We start from the raw sequence: 14,492 nt of genomic DNA on the forward strand, positions 1-14,492 counted from the left end.
TACCGCTTGCGATCATGACTGACACGATCCCGAGCCTCGTATCGACCGACTGGCTGGCCGCGCGCCTCGGCAGCGACAATCTCGTCATTCTGGACGCGTCCTACCATCTGCCCGCAGCGAACCGCGATTCCCGCGCGGAATTCGAGGCGGCGCACATCCCGGGGGCGCGTTTCCTTGACCTGGCTAGCCTGACCGACGCCGCGTCGGACGTTCCTTCAGCCCTGCCAACCGCAGACCAGCTGTCCAACCGGCTGGATCGGCTCGGCGTCGAGCCTGACGATGCCGTTGTGATCTACGATGACAGCGACCTGAAAACCTCGGCGCGGGCGTGGTTCACCCTTACCGCGCATGGGATCGAGGACGTCGCTATCCTTGATGGCGGCCTCGGCAAATGGAAAACGCAAGGCGGCACTCTCGAACGCGGAAGTGCGTCATTCGACCCCGTCGCGACTGGAGGTGTTTTCTCACCTCAAGGGGTTCGCAGCAAGCGCGACATGCTCGGCAATCTCGACACGGAAACCGAGCAGGTTCTTGACGCGCGCAGCGCCGACCGCGTTTTCGGGAGCGGCACCGATCCGGTGCATGGCGGGCAAAACGGCCGCATCCCCGGTTCGCTAAATCTGCCCTTCGGGAAAGTGTTCAATGCGGACGGCACCTACAAATCCGCAGACGCCTTACGCGAAGCCTTCCGCGAAGCCGGTGTTGATCTCGAACGACCGGTAGTCACAACCTGCGGCAGCGGCATCACGGCGAGCGTGCTGCTGTTTGCGCTTCATCTGATCGGGAAGCGCGATACCGCGCTGTACGACGGCAGTTGGCAGGAATGGAGCGCCGACCCCGACACGCCGAAAGCACAAGGACCCGCATGAGCGGCAAGGACCCCAAGAACACACGGCCCGCTACGCGCGTAACGCAGGCGGGACGGCGTGCCGAATGGACCGGGCCAGTGGTCAATACCCCGGTCTGGCGCGCATCAACCCACCTCTACGATACAGAGGCCGATCGCAAGAATGCGGGCAAAACCAATGCCGATGGCGGGTTCTTCTACGGGAGACGCGGTGCGCCCACCCAATGGTCGCTGGCCGACGCCCTTACCCAGATCGAACCCGGCGCGCATGGTACGGTCCTGTACCCGAGCGGCGTTGCGGCGATTGCAGGCTGCATGTTGGCGGTACTGCGACCGGGTGACCGGCTACTGATGACCGACAACGCCTATGACCCGACGCGCAGCATGGCGACTGGCCTCTTGAAACGGCTGGGGGTCAGAGCCGAATTTTTCGATCCGCTTGATCTCGATGCTTACACTGCGTTGTTCGATGAGCCCGTACGGGCAGTCTGGCTCGAAAGCCCCGGCAGCCTGACAATGGAAGTCTGCGATATCCCTGCATTCGCTGCCGTCGCCCGTGAGAACAAGGCCGTCAGCATGATCGACAACACCTGGGCCAGTCCGCTTGGCTTCGCTCCTTTGCAGCATGGTTGCGACATCACGATGATGAGCCTGTCGAAGCATGTCGGCGGGCATTCCGATTTGATGATGGGTTCTGCCAGCGCGGGCGAGCGGTGGTACCGCGCCTTGCGGCGCACCTCTCAAGAACTGGGTCAGGTCGTCTCGCCCGACGACGCGGCACTCGCTTCACGCGGCCTGCGGACCATGGCCATCAGGTTGGAACAGAGCACCGCGAGTGCGCTGCAAATCGCGAACTGGCTGGAAGAACAGCCGCAGGTCGCGCAGGTTCTGTGCCCGATGCGTCCAGGGGATGCCGGACACGCGGTCTGGAAGCGCGACTTTACGGGGGGATGCGGGCTGTTCAGCTTCCTCCTCGAAAGCGATGATCCGCACGCGTGCGGCCGCGTGGTCGATGCGCTCGACCATTTTGGCATAGGCTACAGCTGGGGCGGATTTGAAAGCCTCGCCCTGCCGATCGTCCCGCAGGAATACCGCGCAATCATGGCTTCCCCCACCCAGCCGGTCGGCGACACTGGTACAAAACCCGCCATTCGCCTATCGATCGGTCTTGAAGACCCACAGGACCTGATCGCGGACCTCGCGCAGGCGCTTGCAAAGATGGAACAAAAATGACGACGTCCGCCTCGCTGCCAGCCGATGTTACGGAGACAGTAGATCCCAGCGCCGATGGCGCAGCGGCGGATGAAACCGGCACAGTCGGTGAGGCGCCCGCAGATGAAGCCACGCCTACACCCGAGCCGACGCCCGAGCCGACACCTGAAGAGCCGGTTGAGGCCATCGAAGCCTCGCAGGAATTCGTCGAGGGGGTAGGCGAGAAAAGCGAGACTGCAGGTGCGGTTCTACAATCACTTCAGGATGCTGCGATTAATGTCGGCAACCTGCGAGTTTCGATGCTCGACGTGCTGCTTGTCATCGGTGTCATACTGCTCGTTATCACTCTCGCATGGATCGCGACGCGGCTCAGTCGCGGGCTGATCCGCCGGATTTCGAAGTTCGACAGCACCCAGAAATTGCTCGCCGAGAAGCTCAGCACAATCGCAATCTGGGCGCTGGCATTCCTGATCGGGATTGATCTGCTTGGCATTGATCTGACCGCACTGGCGTTCTTTGGCGGCGCATTCGGCCTCGCCATCGGTTTCGGTTTGCAAAAGACCTTTGGTAACCTGATTTCGGGGATTCTGTTGCTGCTGGACAAGTCCATCAAGCCGGGCGACGTGATTTCGGTCACGGATCAGGCGGGCAATGAGGCGATCGGGCAAATTCGCAAGATCGGCATCCGCGCGATTTCTGTCATCACGCGCGACCAGACCGAACACCTGATCCCGAACGAGAACCTGATGATCAATCAGGTGGTCAACTGGTCCTATTCATCACGCGATGTGCGTGTGAAGGCACCGGTCGGTGTGTCTTATGGCAGCGACCTGAATCTGGTTACCGAATTGCTTTATCAGGCGGTGGCGGAAACCGACCGCATCCTCAAACGGCCAAAGCCGCGCGTGAACGTCATGGAATTCGGCGACAGTTCGATAAACTTCGACGTGCGATTCTGGATCCAGGATCCCGAGGAAGGCATCGCGAACATTCGGTCCGATGTCTACATGCGCATGTGGGAGCTGTTCAAGAAACACGATATCGAAATCCCGTTCCCACAGCGCGACCTCAATCTGCGTGCGAGCGAACAGATGGACCGACTGATCGGCGCCCTCGCGGACCGCCATTCAAAGCCCGATTAGGCCAGCCGCAAAAGCTTTCCTTACGCATCGCAAATCCATTCTCGCTGGTGTTGGCGCGTTCTCCCCGCCATTTCAGCACCATGAGCACGCATGGAACCATCTATCTCGTGGGCGCAGGCCCCGGCGATCCCGACCTCTTGACCCTTCGCGCAGCGCGCCTGATCGAGCGCGCCGAAATCATTGTCCACGATGGCCTTGTCAGCCGTGAAATTCTCGCGCTGGCTTCGCAGGACGCCCGGCTGATCTCGGTTGCGAAACAGCGGTCGAAACACACCTTGCCGCAGGATCAGATCAACGCTCTATTGGTGCGCGAAGCTCTCTCCGGGCGCGACGTAGTCCGGCTCAAGGGCGGCGATCCTCTGATCTTCGGGCGCGGCGGCGAGGAAGCCGAGGACGCCAAGGCGGCCGGCATCCGGGTAGAGATCGTTCCCGGGATTTCCGCAGCCAATGGCGCCGCAGCCGCATCCCAAATCGCCCTGACCCACCGCGATGCCTCCAGCATTGTCAGTTTCGTCGCTGGCCAGTGCAAAGGACTGTCGGACCAGGATTGGTCCGGTCTTGCAGGAAAGGGGCGCACACTCGTGATCTACATGGGCGTCAAGACTGCCCCCCAGATTGCCGAGAAGCTGATGGCGGACGGTCTCGCCCCCGACGTTCCGCTCGCCGTGATCGAAAATGGTGCGCGCCCGGACATGCGCGTCGTGCGCGGTCTTCTTGCAGGTTTGCCTGATCTCGTCATTGAGCGTGACATCAAGAGCCCGGCGCTGATCGTGATCGGAGAAGTGACTGCGCGCGGCGATATCGCGCTACGCCAGATCGCAGCGGAGGTTGCACAGTGAAGATCCTCACCGGAAACGATCTCAAATCGGGCGCTGTTGTCTGGTGGAGCGGAGAGGGCTGGTCGATCTATGTCGACGATGCCGTCGATGTCGGCGAGCAGGCAGACGAGATCATGGCCCGCGAAGAAGCTGCGCGCCGGGTAAATGTCCCCTACTCACTCGATGCGACGCACGAGGAGGATGGCAAGGTTCGGCCCGCCCATATCAAGGACCGCGTTCGCGCCCTCGGCCCGACGGTGCGCCCCGACCTCACGTTGAAGCCGCAAAATCCCGAAGCACTCGACTGGGTAATCTGACATGTACAAGTACGACAATTACGACCAGCAGATGGTCGATGCCCGCGTCGAGGAATTTCGCGATCAGGCGAAACGCCGTCTCGAAGGCAAGCTGACCGAAGACCAGTTCAAACCGCTGCGGCTGATGAACGGACTGTATTTGCAGTTGCACGCTTATATGCTGCGCGTTGCCATCCCTTATGGCACACTCAATTCGCGCCAGATGTCCGCGCTCGGCGACATCGCCGATAAATACGACCGCGGATATGGTCATTTCACCACCCGTCAGAACATCCAGTATAACTGGATCAAGCTGGAAGATGCGGCCGACATCCTCGAAGACCTGTCCAAGGTCGAAATGCACGCAATCCAGACCAGCGGAAACTGTATCCGCAACATCTCTTCGGATCACTTTGCCGGCGCGACCCATGATGAGTTGGTCGATCCGCGACCCTATGCGGAGCTGCTGCGCCAATGGTCGAGCTTCCATCCGGAGTTCACGTATCTGCCGCGCAAGTTCAAAATTGCCGTGATCGCGGCTGAAAAAGACCGTGCGGCGATGCGGCTACACGACATCGGCATCCAGATAGTCAAGAATGACGCTGGCGAGATCGGCGCGCGCTTCTATGTCGGCGGCGGGATGGGCCGTACCCCGATGATCGCGCCCATGATCCGCGATTTCGTTCCGCTCGATCAACTGGTGACCTATGCCGAGGCGTGCCTCAGGGTCTACAACCGCTACGGACGGCGCGATAACAAGTACAAGGCGCGGATCAAGATCCTCGTCCACGAACTCGGCAAGGAGGAATACACGCGCCAGGTAGAAGAGGAATTCGCACACCTGCTCAAGCAGGGCGTCGAACCACCGCGAGAGGAGCTGGAGCGGATCAAGCCTTTCTTTGCCGATCCACCGTTTGAGGATGGCCCCAAGACCGTCGATCGGTCCGACCCCGATTTCGCTCTATGGGTTGACCGCAACACAGTGCGCCACAAACACGACAGCTATGTCTCGGCAGTGATTTCGCTCAAGCCGGTCGGCGGTATCCCCGGCGATGCGACTGGCGAACAGATCCGCATCATGGCGCGGCTCGCCAGGCAGTACAGCTTTGACGAACTGCGCGTCATGCACACACAGAACATCGTCCTGCCGCATGTGAAGATCGCCGATCTCCACGCGCTGTGGACACAACTTGATGCGGCCGATCTTGGTGCACCCAATCTCGACACGATCGAGGACATCATCGCATGCCCCGGGCTCGATTACTGCGCGCTCGCCAATGCTCGCTCTATCCCCTTGGCTCAGCGCATCTCGGAAAGCTTCGACCAGTCAGGCAAAACGAGCGAACTCGGCGAATTGAAGCTGAAAATCTCCGGCTGCATCAATGCCTGCGGTCACCACCATGCGGGCCATATCGGCATCCTTGGCGTCGATAAGAAGGGCAAAGAAAACTACCAACTCTCGCTCGGTGGCAGCGAGGCAGAGGATGTCAGCCTCGCCAAGATTACGGGGCCCGGTTTCGACGAGGACGGCGTGATCGAAGCAGTCGAGACCGTCACGGACGTTTACCTCGCCAGACGCGAGGAGGGCGAGCGTTTCCTCGACACCTATCGCCGTATCGGCATGACACCTTTCAAGGAGGCGCTTTATGGCAAATGATGACCTCAGGGCCGTCGCTCCGACCGAAGCGAGAGTTCATTCTCACAAAGGCAAGGCGAGCGGACAGACCGCACAAGGAACCCATAATGGGAAATGATTTCGGCACATCCCCCGACGACGTCCAGTTCCGGTTCCGCGATGACGAGGTCGCCGATCACGGCACCGTGACCGTCGACGCGTGCTGCGATCAGACCAACGCGACCGCCGTGCGGATTGAACCTGGTGACGATGCGCGCGCTCTGCTCCCCTTTCTCGATCGGCTCGCCCTGGTGGAGGTCAATTTCCCCACATTCGGCGACGGGCGCGGCTATTCGGCCGCCCGGATATTGCGCGAGGCAGGCTACCAAGGCGAATTGCGCGCGGTCGGCGATGTCCTGATCGATCAGCTTTCGCATATGCGGCGCTGCGGTTTCGATGCCTTCGCGCCCGATAAACGTCTCGATGAAGACGACGCGGCCAAGGCTTTCGCGACGTGGGACAACGTCTATCAAAGCGCCGCCGATGGCCGCAAAACCATTCAGGAATTACGCCATGAATAAGCCAGAAAGCTCCGCTCCCTTCGATCAGCACGAAGCGCTCGACCGGGCGATTGATCGTATCGACACCAGTCCGCGTTTTTCCGATCACGATGCGGTGCGCCTCAACCGGATGTTCCGCGGCAGCTCGACGGCAGAAATGCTCGAAGGCGTCATCAAGGGTAATCTCGCAGGCGATCTGGCGGTTGTTTCCAGCTTTGGCGCCGAAAGTGTAGTCCTGTTGCACCTCATTGCGCAGGTCGACCCCAATGTGCCGGTGCTGTTCCTCGACACGGGAAAGCACTTTGCCGAGACAATTCGCTACCGCGATGAGGTCGCCGAGAGGCTCGGCCTCACCAACCTGCAAATCCTCAAGCCGGAAGAAGCGGAGGTCGTGGCAAAGGATGAGACTGGCCTGCGCTGGTCGTACGATCCGGACGGCTGCTGCGAAATACGCAAAGTCAAACCGCTGGCAAAGGCTCTTGCCGAGTTCGACGCCAGCTTCACGGGCCGCAAGGCATTCCAGTCGGAAACGCGTGCCAACCTGCCCCGGTTCGAAGTCGACAGTTCGGACGAGCAGGGCCGCTTGAAGATCAACCCGCTGATCGATTGGTCGGCCAAAGATATTCAGGCCTATTTCGAAGAACACGATCTGCCGCGCCACCCGCTCGTCGCGCAAGGTTTCCCATCGATCGGCTGCGAGCCATGCACGAACAAGGTCGCCGATGGCCAAGACCCGCGTTCGGGCCGCTGGAAAGGCTGGGACAAGACTGAATGCGGCATCCACAAGCCCGGTGAAGAACCCTTCCTCTAAAACGAAAGCGCCGCCCGGATTTATGGTCCGGGCGGCGTTCTTCAGTCGCATCGTAAACCTTCGAACTTTATTCGGCCTCAACGTCCCCAGTCACGCGCTCCACAGTCGAGGATTCGCCGTCATCCGGATCGGTCGAGATCCAGACGCCCTCGTCATTGACCTCTTCAGCGTAGCACGTCATTTCTGCATCATCGTCATCCTTTGAGCAGAATTCGTTGGGCGATCTCTGTTCGTAGGTGCCCGTCGTGACCTCGCCATCCTGATCGGTTGCGGTGAATGTTCCGTCTTCCGCAAGCTCTTCGACGATTACGTCGCCATTGGCCCGCGTGATCCGGAAAGTGCCATAGGACGGACCGCCATCGGCGGCAGCCGTTTCGGCCACAATTGCGGTTTCTTCGACAGCTGTAGCATCTGCGGATGCAGCTTCGTTGGTTTCGGCGGCGGTGCAGGCCGAAACTGCGGTCAGTGCTCCCGCCAGTGCGATGTATCTCATAAGTTACCCCCAGGGAAATGTCGGACCCGCATGCTTCGCATGGTCCGAGATTGATGCGACCCACGCGCGTCATACCCGTACCGCAGTCCGCGTCAAAGCGGCGCTGCTAAAGCCAGCCCTCGGCCTTGTACCACTCGGCAGTCATTTTCAGACCATCTTCACCGGACCATACCGCCTGCCAGAGTGAAATCGGCGGTGCCTTTTTCATATCGCAGACCCAATCTGGGTGGAGCATGTAGCCGACCCGGTCGGGCGTCAATTTCGCCATGGGACCGCGAATGGCCTGGTCCGCTCTCGCCGCGAGATGCAGAATGCCCGCCGGAAGCTTCGGTGCGATCGCATTTGGATTACCGACCGCCTCTGCGATCATCTTGCCCAGCTCGGAATGCTCGTAGCCGAAAGCATTGTCATCCCACGGCTCGAAAACCTGGCCTGCCACCATGTGGCTGTAGGGTATCAGGGCGATGAGCAGCCGCGCCAAATCTTCGACATGGATTATCGACGTTCGGCCCTCTGGCGGGACCGGGACGATCCCGTATTTCGCCGCACGGAACAGTTCGAACATGTCGGCATCGCGAGGGCCATACACTGCTGGAGGACGCACAATGGTCCAATCGAGATCGCTCGCTTTGACCAATTCCTCGGCGCGCGCTTTCGATGCGCCATAGGCAGACAGTTCGGGCTCGCGGGCAGATAGGGAAGAAACGAACACGAATCGCCGGACGCCCGCGGCCCTGGCAGCGGCGATCATATTGGCGGTGCCGGCGACATTCGCGGCCTCGAACCGCGCGGGATTGGGAGTGTTTGTGAGGCCCGCAATATGGATCACGGCGTTAGTGCCCCGCATCAACTCATGCAGGGCGCTCTTATCGTCGAGAGTTCCTTTGACCCAAGTCACACCCGGCTGATCGGTCTGCGGCCTTCGCGTCAAGGCACGCACTTCGCTCCGTTTATGCCGGGCCACCTCTAGGACGGCGCTGCCGACAAATCCGGTCGCACCGGTAATTGCGACGCTCATGATCGCACCATGTGGTCGCGGTGCACGACCGCTGCGCGTGGAGCGTAACCTAGCTTTGCTTCCTGTTCGCTTTCGCGCAGGCCGCAAATGGCGCGACATTCTGCGGCGCTGTATTCGACCAACCCCTGGCCCAGTCCCTCTCCGCCTGGTCCGTCAACCTGTACAAGATCGCCACGCTGAAACTCACCCTCGACCCGTGTCATTCCCGCAGCCAGCAGGCTTGCGCCCTTGGCGATGGCCGAAACGCAACCGGCATCAACGATAAGCGTGCCCTTGCGCGCCAGCCGTCCGCCGAGCCATGCCTTGCGCGCGCTGTCCGACCGGACTGGCAGGAAAACCGTGCCACGATCGGAGGCAATCGCACCGGCAATGGGCGACAGCCGCGAGCCATTGATGATTGCAAGCATGATACCAGCGCGCCCGGCGATCTGTGCAGCTTCCAGTTTGGACGCCATTCCGCCCGAGCCCAATCCTGAAGACGAGCCGTCGCCTGCCATCGCCAGTATCTCCGGCGTTACGCCTTCAACCTGGTCGATCAGCGTTGCACCTGCTTCATCTGGAGACCGGTCGAAAAGGCCATCGACATCGGACAGGAGCAACACGGCATCCGCGCGGGCCGCTTGCGCCACGCGGGCCGCCAGCCGATCGTTGTCGCCAAACCGGATTTCCTCCGTCGCAACGCTGTCATTCTCGTTTACCACCGGCACCGCGCCGGTTTCCAGCAGGCGTTCGAGCGTGGCTGCCGCATTCAGGTACCGCCGACGATCCTCGAGATCGCCGAGCGTGACGAGCATTTGGGCCGCCAGAATGTCATGGTCGCCGAGCGCCTGTGCCCATAGCTGCGCCAGAGCGACCTGCCCGACCGATGCCGCTGCCTGCGCATCGGCGAGGCTGGCACGCCCGCCTTTCGGCAATCGCAATCGAGCTGCCCCCAACGCAATCGCGCCGGAGCTGACGACAATGATGTCGGTGCCCTGCTCCCGAAGAGTTGCCAGATCCTTCGCCAAAGAGTTCAGCCGCTCAATCGCAGGCTTGCCCTCTTCCACCAGCAGCGCGCTGCCGATCTTGACGACCAATCGCCGCGCCGAACCTATCTCGCTGATCGCTTCGATGCGCTTCACGTCAGATTGGCGACCACTCACTGCCATTCTCATCTTCGCTTTCAAGCTCCGCAGCGTTGGTCTCTGTGGAGGTCTGATCGGGTAAATAGCCGAGCACGGCGTCGAGCAATTGCTCGATGCCTTCGCCGGTCGCGCCCGACACGTTGAAGACCTTGTCCGCGCCAGCCTCGATCAATTCCTGCGCGAAAGCCTGGCCCAGTTCCTTGTCTGCAAGATCCATCTTGTTGAGTGCGATGAGCTGCGGTTTATCCTCAAGACCTGCGCCGTAAGCTGCCAGCTCAGCCTGCACTGTCCGCATGGCCTCCGCCGGATCTTCACCCGCAATGTCGACCAGATGGATCAGCACTCGGCAGCGTTCGATATGGCCTAGGAAGCGGTCGCCAATGCCCGCGCCATCCGCCGCCCCTTCGATCAGGCCCGGAATATCAGCGAGCACGAATTCCCGCCCCTTGTGCCGCACCACGCCAAGCTTTGGGATAAGGGTGGTAAAAGCATAATCGCCGACCTTTGCGCCAGCGTTCGAAACCGCGTTGATAAAGGTGGATTTGCCAGCATTCGGGAGACCCAGCAGGCCGACATCGGCGAGCAGCTTCAGGCGCAGCCAGACCCACATCTCTTCGCCCGCTTCGCCCGGCTGGTGCTGCCGCGGAGCGCGGTTGGTGGAGCTTTTGTAAGATGCGTTACCGCGCCCGCCCATGCCGCCTTTGAGAAAAGTAATCCGCTGGCCGATCTCGGTGAAATCGGCGAGCACTTCTTCCTTGTCTTCGGACAGGACCTGTGTGCCTACCGGAACCTTGACGATGAGGTCGGGCGCCCCGGCGCCGGTCTGATCGCGGCCCTGCCCATGATTGCCGCGCTTGGCCTTGAAATGCTGGGCGTAGCGAAAGTCGATGAGCGTGTTCAGGCCCTGCACCGCTTCAAACACGATGTCGCCGCCCTTTCCGCCATTGCCCCCGTCGGGACCGCCATATTCGACATATTTCTCACGCCGAAAACTCACCGCGCCAGGTCCGCCCGCGCCCGATTTCAAATAGATTTTAGCCTGATCGAGAAAATGCATGGCTTCCACCTATGCATTTTCCCGAAAAAAGCGAGCGTTCTCGAACGGGCGCCCGACAGATTGTCAGAAACTCGCGCTGAGCCCGGCGGTGGCGGTCCGGCCCGGCGAAACGAAGCTGAACACCTGCTCGAATGTTTCATCGAAGATATTCTCGACCCGCGCAAACGCATCGATCCTGTCCGTCAGCTGGACCCGCGCATTGAGGTTCACGAGCGTGTAATCGTCGAGCGTCACGCGCAGGGGAATGAAGCTGGGATCTGTGAAGGCCAGATCTTCCGCTTCACCATTGTGACGCACGACGAGAGTCGCCGAGGCTGCGTCCCTAGGATGTGTCCAACTGACCGCTGCGCTGGCAATGTTGTCTGGCCGTCGGACTTCCTCGATCCCGTCTTCTTCGGCATCGAGGAAGCTGTATGCCGCATCGAGGCTGAACCCGCCGCCGAGACGGGCGCTGGCTGAAACCTCGACACCGCGCTGCGTGCTTTCGGTGTCACGGTTCGCCGGAGTTGCTATGAAATCCGGTGGTGGAAACGTCGTGAAAATCTCGTTTTCCAGCTCGCTGTCGAAATAGGTGGCGGAAAGCGTAACAGCCCCATTCGCCAGCTGCTGATCGATACCGACCTCCCAGCTGTTCGACTTTTCAGGCGTCAGGTCCTCGTTGCCGATGAACTGCCCGTCGAAAAAGCCGAAAAGCTCGAAAAATCCGGGGTTCTTGATCCCTGACCCCGCACTTGCCCTCAAACGGGTGCTCGCTGTGACATCGAAGCCGGCGCCAACACGAAACGTGGTCTCATCCGCGAACCGATCATTGATATCGTGGCGGACCGCAGCCGCAATATCGAGACGTTCTCCGCTGAACCGGTATTCTCCGACGAGCCCGACATTCTCGATTTCCTGCCGGGTGCCGGACGCGAATCCGAACGGATCATCGTTGCGAAACCGTTCGCGTTCCCAATCGGCGGCGAAGGTCAGGTTGTGCCGTCCGTCAATTGCGAAGGCACTGACATAGGACGCTTTCAAGCGGTCGCCTTCGCTACCGCTGGTACGCCCAAACGGTCCGAAGCTGTCACGGCTGATATCGGCAATCTGCGCGGAGAGATCATGTGACCAGCGATCATCTAGGACCGAAGCACGCGCGCCAATCAGGGCATAGATCGCATCATTCTTAAACCGGGTGCCCGGACTATCGATCACCAGGCCAAATGTTGGTGCGGTCGGATCGAAATCGCTGTCGTTGAAATCGCCCTCGGTGCGGATGAAACGACCCGCCGCGCGCAGCTCGAAACCGGGGGCAAACTCGACCGCGCCCTTCCCCGAAGCGGTGTAGCTATCGCGCCCGATATCTCGCGTGCCACCTCTTGCATTCGGTTGGCCATCGGTGCTGACCACGGTTGCAGACAGGGCTGCGTCCCATTGGCCACCAACAAGACCGACCCGTGCCGAGCCGTTGACCGTGTCATCAGTACCGCCTTCGATCCTCGCGGCGAATCCGTTGAGATCGCGGCCGCTGGCGCTTTCATAGGCGACAACGCCGCCGATCGCATCGTTGCCGTAAAGCGCCGATTGCGGCCCGCGCAGCACCTCGACTCGGCTTCCGATTTCGGCCTGCAAGGTGCCGATATCGAACTCGCCCGCAAACGGATCCGAGACCTCGATCCCGTCGACGAGGACAAGCACGTGATTGGCTTCGAAACCACGCAACCGGATCTGGGTCTGTCCCGCAACTGAGCTGACAGCCACACCCGGCACGTCGCGCAACACATCGCCAATATCGCGGACCTGCCGGTCGACAAGATCCTGCGCCGAGATAATCGATGCGGACCCGGTATAGTCCTCTAGCGCGACCGATCTGTCGGTACGGCTCGCCGTCACCAGCACTTCTGGATCTTCGGCCCGATCGGACCGTTCCACGGCCAAGTCCTGCGCCAATATCGGCGTGCACCAACCGAGTGCCGCAATCGCGACACCGCATGACTTCAATTTCTTTCCCACTGAGGATTCCTCCCGCTCAAGCAACACGATTGGACGTGAGGAGAAACTCCTGCACGGCCAGCTAATCGTCGCTCGAAACGAAAGGTCTTCGCGCCGGATCAATCCCTGAACCAGGCAACAAGCGACACGCCTCGGTCGGTCTCCTGGCTTGCGGGTCAGCGCGTCTGCATCTCACCTTCCCAAGGTTTCCCTCAGTGGCTGCGGCCCGAAATGAGCCACACGAAACGAACACTCGCCGCTTACAGTTGCAGGGACAGCCGCGGATTCGAACCGCGTTCCCGTTACCGAAGTGATGAAGGATGAATTAGCGTGGCAAAAGCGAATGGGCAAGCGGCCTCGGACCGCCTGCCCATTCGTTGTGCGAAATTCGCTTAATGCTGCATCTTACCGAATACCACGAGGTGCGGGCGCCGTGGCGGCTGCCTGCCCGTCACTCGGGATTGGCTCCACGACAGGCTGAGAGACCACGTTCTCGTCGACCGGCACCACAGGAACTTCCGCACCGGATTGGCTCTGCACCACCGTGCCGCTCACCGAAGAGGGCGAGGCGAGCGTTGCGGTCGGCGCGCTCGCGCCCACGGTCGGGATTATGGCACCATTCGCGCGCGCAGTCTGCACCGCGACCCAGCCAGGCTGAGATGGTCCGTATTGCCGACCGTATTTCGCGTCCCAATCCGCCGAGAGTTGGCGATACTCTTGGTATTCTGCGAAGAATTTCTCAAACGGCGCTTCAAGTGCGTCGAAATTGGCCAGTGCGAAGGCCACCGCATCCTCTGGCGGAGCCGCCATGGCCCGGTTCGACATATCGAGCGCTGCGCGGCAGAAACCGGCGCGCGCAGGCGGTAGGGCCCAATAATTGTAAACGCTCGTCATCTGCGCTTCGCGGGTGCGCATGGCCTGACGCCGCGAGGAGCCCTGCTGCCGGTACATCTGGTCGATGCGATCATTTAGCCGCTTCAACGTCCTCGCGTGATCCTTGATATACGCGCTGTAGCCGTCGAGTATCGGCTGATACTGCGGGGCGGTGCAGTTCAGTGCAGCCACGTTCCAGCCAGAGCGGAAATACCAGACCTTCTCATCTTCGGTGATACTGCGGTTGACCGTGAGATGCATCCCATCTGCCCCACGCTGCGGAATGTTCATGACGTAAGCAGCTCCGCCAGGGGGAAGCGGGCGATAGGGAACGGCCTCCACCTGAGGAGGCGGAGGCGGCGGTGGAGGCGGCGGAGGGGGAGGCGTTGCGCACGCTCCCAGCATCGCTGTCGCGATGGCGATCGAGGTGATCCGAATTCCCGACGAAGGCTTTTCGTGGTGTTGCAAGGCACTTGCTGGGCGACCATCCGCATGTGTCATATTGTGTACTCTCTCATTGCCGATGCCGGATCATGCCCGACGCCGCATTACCATGATATTAAGGCTGTTTTGATAATCCCAAACACAGGCAAAGAAAATGCCCGGAACCCCGCTAAGGGCCCGGGCATTCAAGATGTCACCAGTTTGATCGAGG

General features: G+C 60.7%; 14 protein-coding genes and 1 riboswitch. Of the genes, 8 read left to right on the plus strand and 6 right to left on the minus strand.

Annotated features, from left to right (window positions below):
- Positions 1 to 14 precede the first annotated feature (14 nt).
- From KCG45_RS01410 to KCG45_RS01445, 8 genes are all read left to right on the plus strand, one after another.
- Positions 15 to 869, plus strand: a complete 855-nt coding sequence (locus KCG45_RS01410; protein ID WP_218315364.1) for a sulfurtransferase — start codon at positions 15 to 17, stop codon at positions 867 to 869.
- Entirely contained in the window at positions 866 to 2,080 is a 1,215-nt protein-coding gene (gene metC / locus KCG45_RS01415; RefSeq protein WP_255547895.1) for a cystathionine beta-lyase, read from the plus strand. The genes KCG45_RS01410 and metC overlap by 4 nt, the downstream gene beginning before the upstream one ends.
- Positions 2,077 to 3,201, plus strand: a complete 1,125-nt coding sequence (locus KCG45_RS01420) for a mechanosensitive ion channel family protein (protein WP_218315366.1) — start codon at positions 2,077 to 2,079, stop codon at positions 3,199 to 3,201. The genes metC and KCG45_RS01420 overlap by 4 nt, the downstream gene beginning before the upstream one ends.
- 80 nt (positions 3,202 to 3,281) lie before the next feature.
- Positions 3,282 to 4,040, plus strand: a complete 759-nt coding sequence (gene cobA, locus KCG45_RS01425) for a uroporphyrinogen-III C-methyltransferase (protein WP_218315367.1) — start codon at positions 3,282 to 3,284, stop codon at positions 4,038 to 4,040.
- Positions 4,037 to 4,336 carry a DUF2849 domain-containing protein gene (locus tag KCG45_RS01430; RefSeq protein WP_218315368.1) on the plus strand — a complete coding sequence of 100 codons (300 nt, stop codon included), beginning with the start codon at positions 4,037 to 4,039 and terminating at the stop codon, positions 4,334 to 4,336. The genes cobA and KCG45_RS01430 overlap by 4 nt, the downstream gene beginning before the upstream one ends.
- Before the next feature lies 1 nt (position 4,337).
- A complete protein-coding gene (locus KCG45_RS01435) occupies positions 4,338 to 5,972 on the plus strand; it encodes a nitrite/sulfite reductase (RefSeq protein ID WP_218315369.1) in 1,635 nt (544 codons plus the stop codon).
- Between the two features lie 86 nt (positions 5,973 to 6,058).
- On the plus strand, positions 6,059 to 6,511 hold the full coding sequence (locus KCG45_RS01440) for a DUF934 domain-containing protein (protein WP_218315370.1): 453 nt from the start codon (positions 6,059 to 6,061) through the stop codon (positions 6,509 to 6,511).
- Positions 6,504 to 7,301 carry a phosphoadenylyl-sulfate reductase gene (locus tag KCG45_RS01445; RefSeq protein ID WP_218315371.1) on the plus strand — a complete coding sequence of 266 codons (798 nt, stop codon included), beginning with the start codon at positions 6,504 to 6,506 and terminating at the stop codon, positions 7,299 to 7,301. Before KCG45_RS01440 ends, KCG45_RS01445 begins: the two co-directional genes overlap by 8 nt.
- Before the next feature lie 67 nt (positions 7,302 to 7,368).
- Here the strand turns inward: KCG45_RS01445 and KCG45_RS01450 are convergent, their stop codons facing one another.
- The 6 genes from KCG45_RS01450 to KCG45_RS01475 all read right to left on the minus strand — a co-directional run bounded on the left by KCG45_RS01450 (position 7,369) and on the right by KCG45_RS01475 (position 14,338).
- Positions 7,369 to 7,794 (minus strand): hypothetical protein, encoded by a 426-nt coding sequence (locus KCG45_RS01450; RefSeq protein WP_218315372.1) that lies wholly within the window; start codon positions 7,792 to 7,794, stop codon positions 7,369 to 7,371.
- 106 nt (positions 7,795 to 7,900) lie between these two features.
- Positions 7,901 to 8,812 (minus strand): NAD-dependent epimerase/dehydratase family protein, encoded by a 912-nt coding sequence (locus tag KCG45_RS01455; RefSeq protein ID WP_218315373.1) that lies wholly within the window; start codon positions 8,810 to 8,812, stop codon positions 7,901 to 7,903.
- Entirely contained in the window at positions 8,809 to 9,960 is a 1,152-nt protein-coding gene (gene proB / locus KCG45_RS01460; RefSeq protein ID WP_218315374.1) for a glutamate 5-kinase, read from the minus strand. The genes KCG45_RS01455 and proB overlap by 4 nt, the downstream gene beginning before the upstream one ends.
- Positions 9,935 to 10,993, minus strand: a complete 1,059-nt coding sequence (obgE, locus tag KCG45_RS01465) for a GTPase ObgE (RefSeq protein ID WP_218315375.1) — start codon at positions 10,991 to 10,993, stop codon at positions 9,935 to 9,937. The genes proB and obgE overlap by 26 nt, the downstream gene beginning before the upstream one ends.
- 63 nt (positions 10,994 to 11,056) lie before the next feature.
- On the minus strand, positions 11,057 to 12,985 hold the full coding sequence (locus KCG45_RS01470) for a TonB-dependent receptor plug domain-containing protein (RefSeq protein WP_218315376.1): 1,929 nt from the start codon (positions 12,983 to 12,985) through the stop codon (positions 11,057 to 11,059).
- Positions 12,986 to 13,101: 116 nt separating this feature from the next.
- Positions 13,102 to 13,289, minus strand: a riboswitch (cobalamin riboswitch).
- A gap of 80 nt (positions 13,290 to 13,369) precedes the next feature.
- Positions 13,370 to 14,338, minus strand: coding sequence for a hypothetical protein (locus KCG45_RS01475; protein ID WP_255547896.1), 969 nt, complete (start codon positions 14,336 to 14,338; stop codon positions 13,370 to 13,372).
- Positions 14,339 to 14,492 lie beyond the last annotated feature (154 nt).

It is taken from the genome of Erythrobacter ani, assembly GCF_019204025.1.
In the GTDB taxonomy this organism is placed as follows: domain Bacteria; phylum Pseudomonadota; class Alphaproteobacteria; order Sphingomonadales; family Sphingomonadaceae; genus Erythrobacter; species Erythrobacter ani.

Excerpts from the sequence above, each read along its gene's own strand:
- KCG45_RS01450 (WP_218315372.1), bottom strand. The coding sequence starts at position 7,794 with ATGAGATACATCGCACTGGCGGGAGCACTGACCGCAGTTTCGGCCTGC.
- KCG45_RS01475 (WP_255547896.1), bottom strand. The coding sequence starts at position 14,338 with ATGACACATGCGGATGGTCGCCCAGCAAGTGCCTTGCAACACCACGAA.
- KCG45_RS01445 (WP_218315371.1), top strand. The coding sequence starts at position 6,504 with ATGAATAAGCCAGAAAGCTCCGCTCCCTTCGATCAGCACGAAGCGCTC.
- proB (WP_218315374.1), bottom strand. The coding sequence starts at position 9,960 with ATGGCAGTGAGTGGTCGCCAATCTGACGTGAAGCGCATCGAAGCGATC.
- obgE (WP_218315375.1), bottom strand. The coding sequence starts at position 10,993 with ATGCATTTTCTCGATCAGGCTAAAATCTATTTGAAATCGGGCGCGGGC.
- KCG45_RS01440 (WP_218315370.1), top strand. The coding sequence starts at position 6,059 with ATGGGAAATGATTTCGGCACATCCCCCGACGACGTCCAGTTCCGGTTC.
- metC (WP_255547895.1), top strand. The coding sequence starts at position 866 with ATGAGCGGCAAGGACCCCAAGAACACACGGCCCGCTACGCGCGTAACG.
- KCG45_RS01435 (WP_218315369.1), top strand. The coding sequence starts at position 4,338 with ATGTACAAGTACGACAATTACGACCAGCAGATGGTCGATGCCCGCGTC.
- KCG45_RS01455 (WP_218315373.1), bottom strand. The coding sequence starts at position 8,812 with ATGAGCGTCGCAATTACCGGTGCGACCGGATTTGTCGGCAGCGCCGTC.
- KCG45_RS01420 (WP_218315366.1), top strand. The coding sequence starts at position 2,077 with ATGACGACGTCCGCCTCGCTGCCAGCCGATGTTACGGAGACAGTAGAT.
- KCG45_RS01410 (WP_218315364.1), top strand. The coding sequence starts at position 15 with ATGACTGACACGATCCCGAGCCTCGTATCGACCGACTGGCTGGCCGCG.
- cobA (WP_218315367.1), top strand. The coding sequence starts at position 3,282 with ATGAGCACGCATGGAACCATCTATCTCGTGGGCGCAGGCCCCGGCGAT.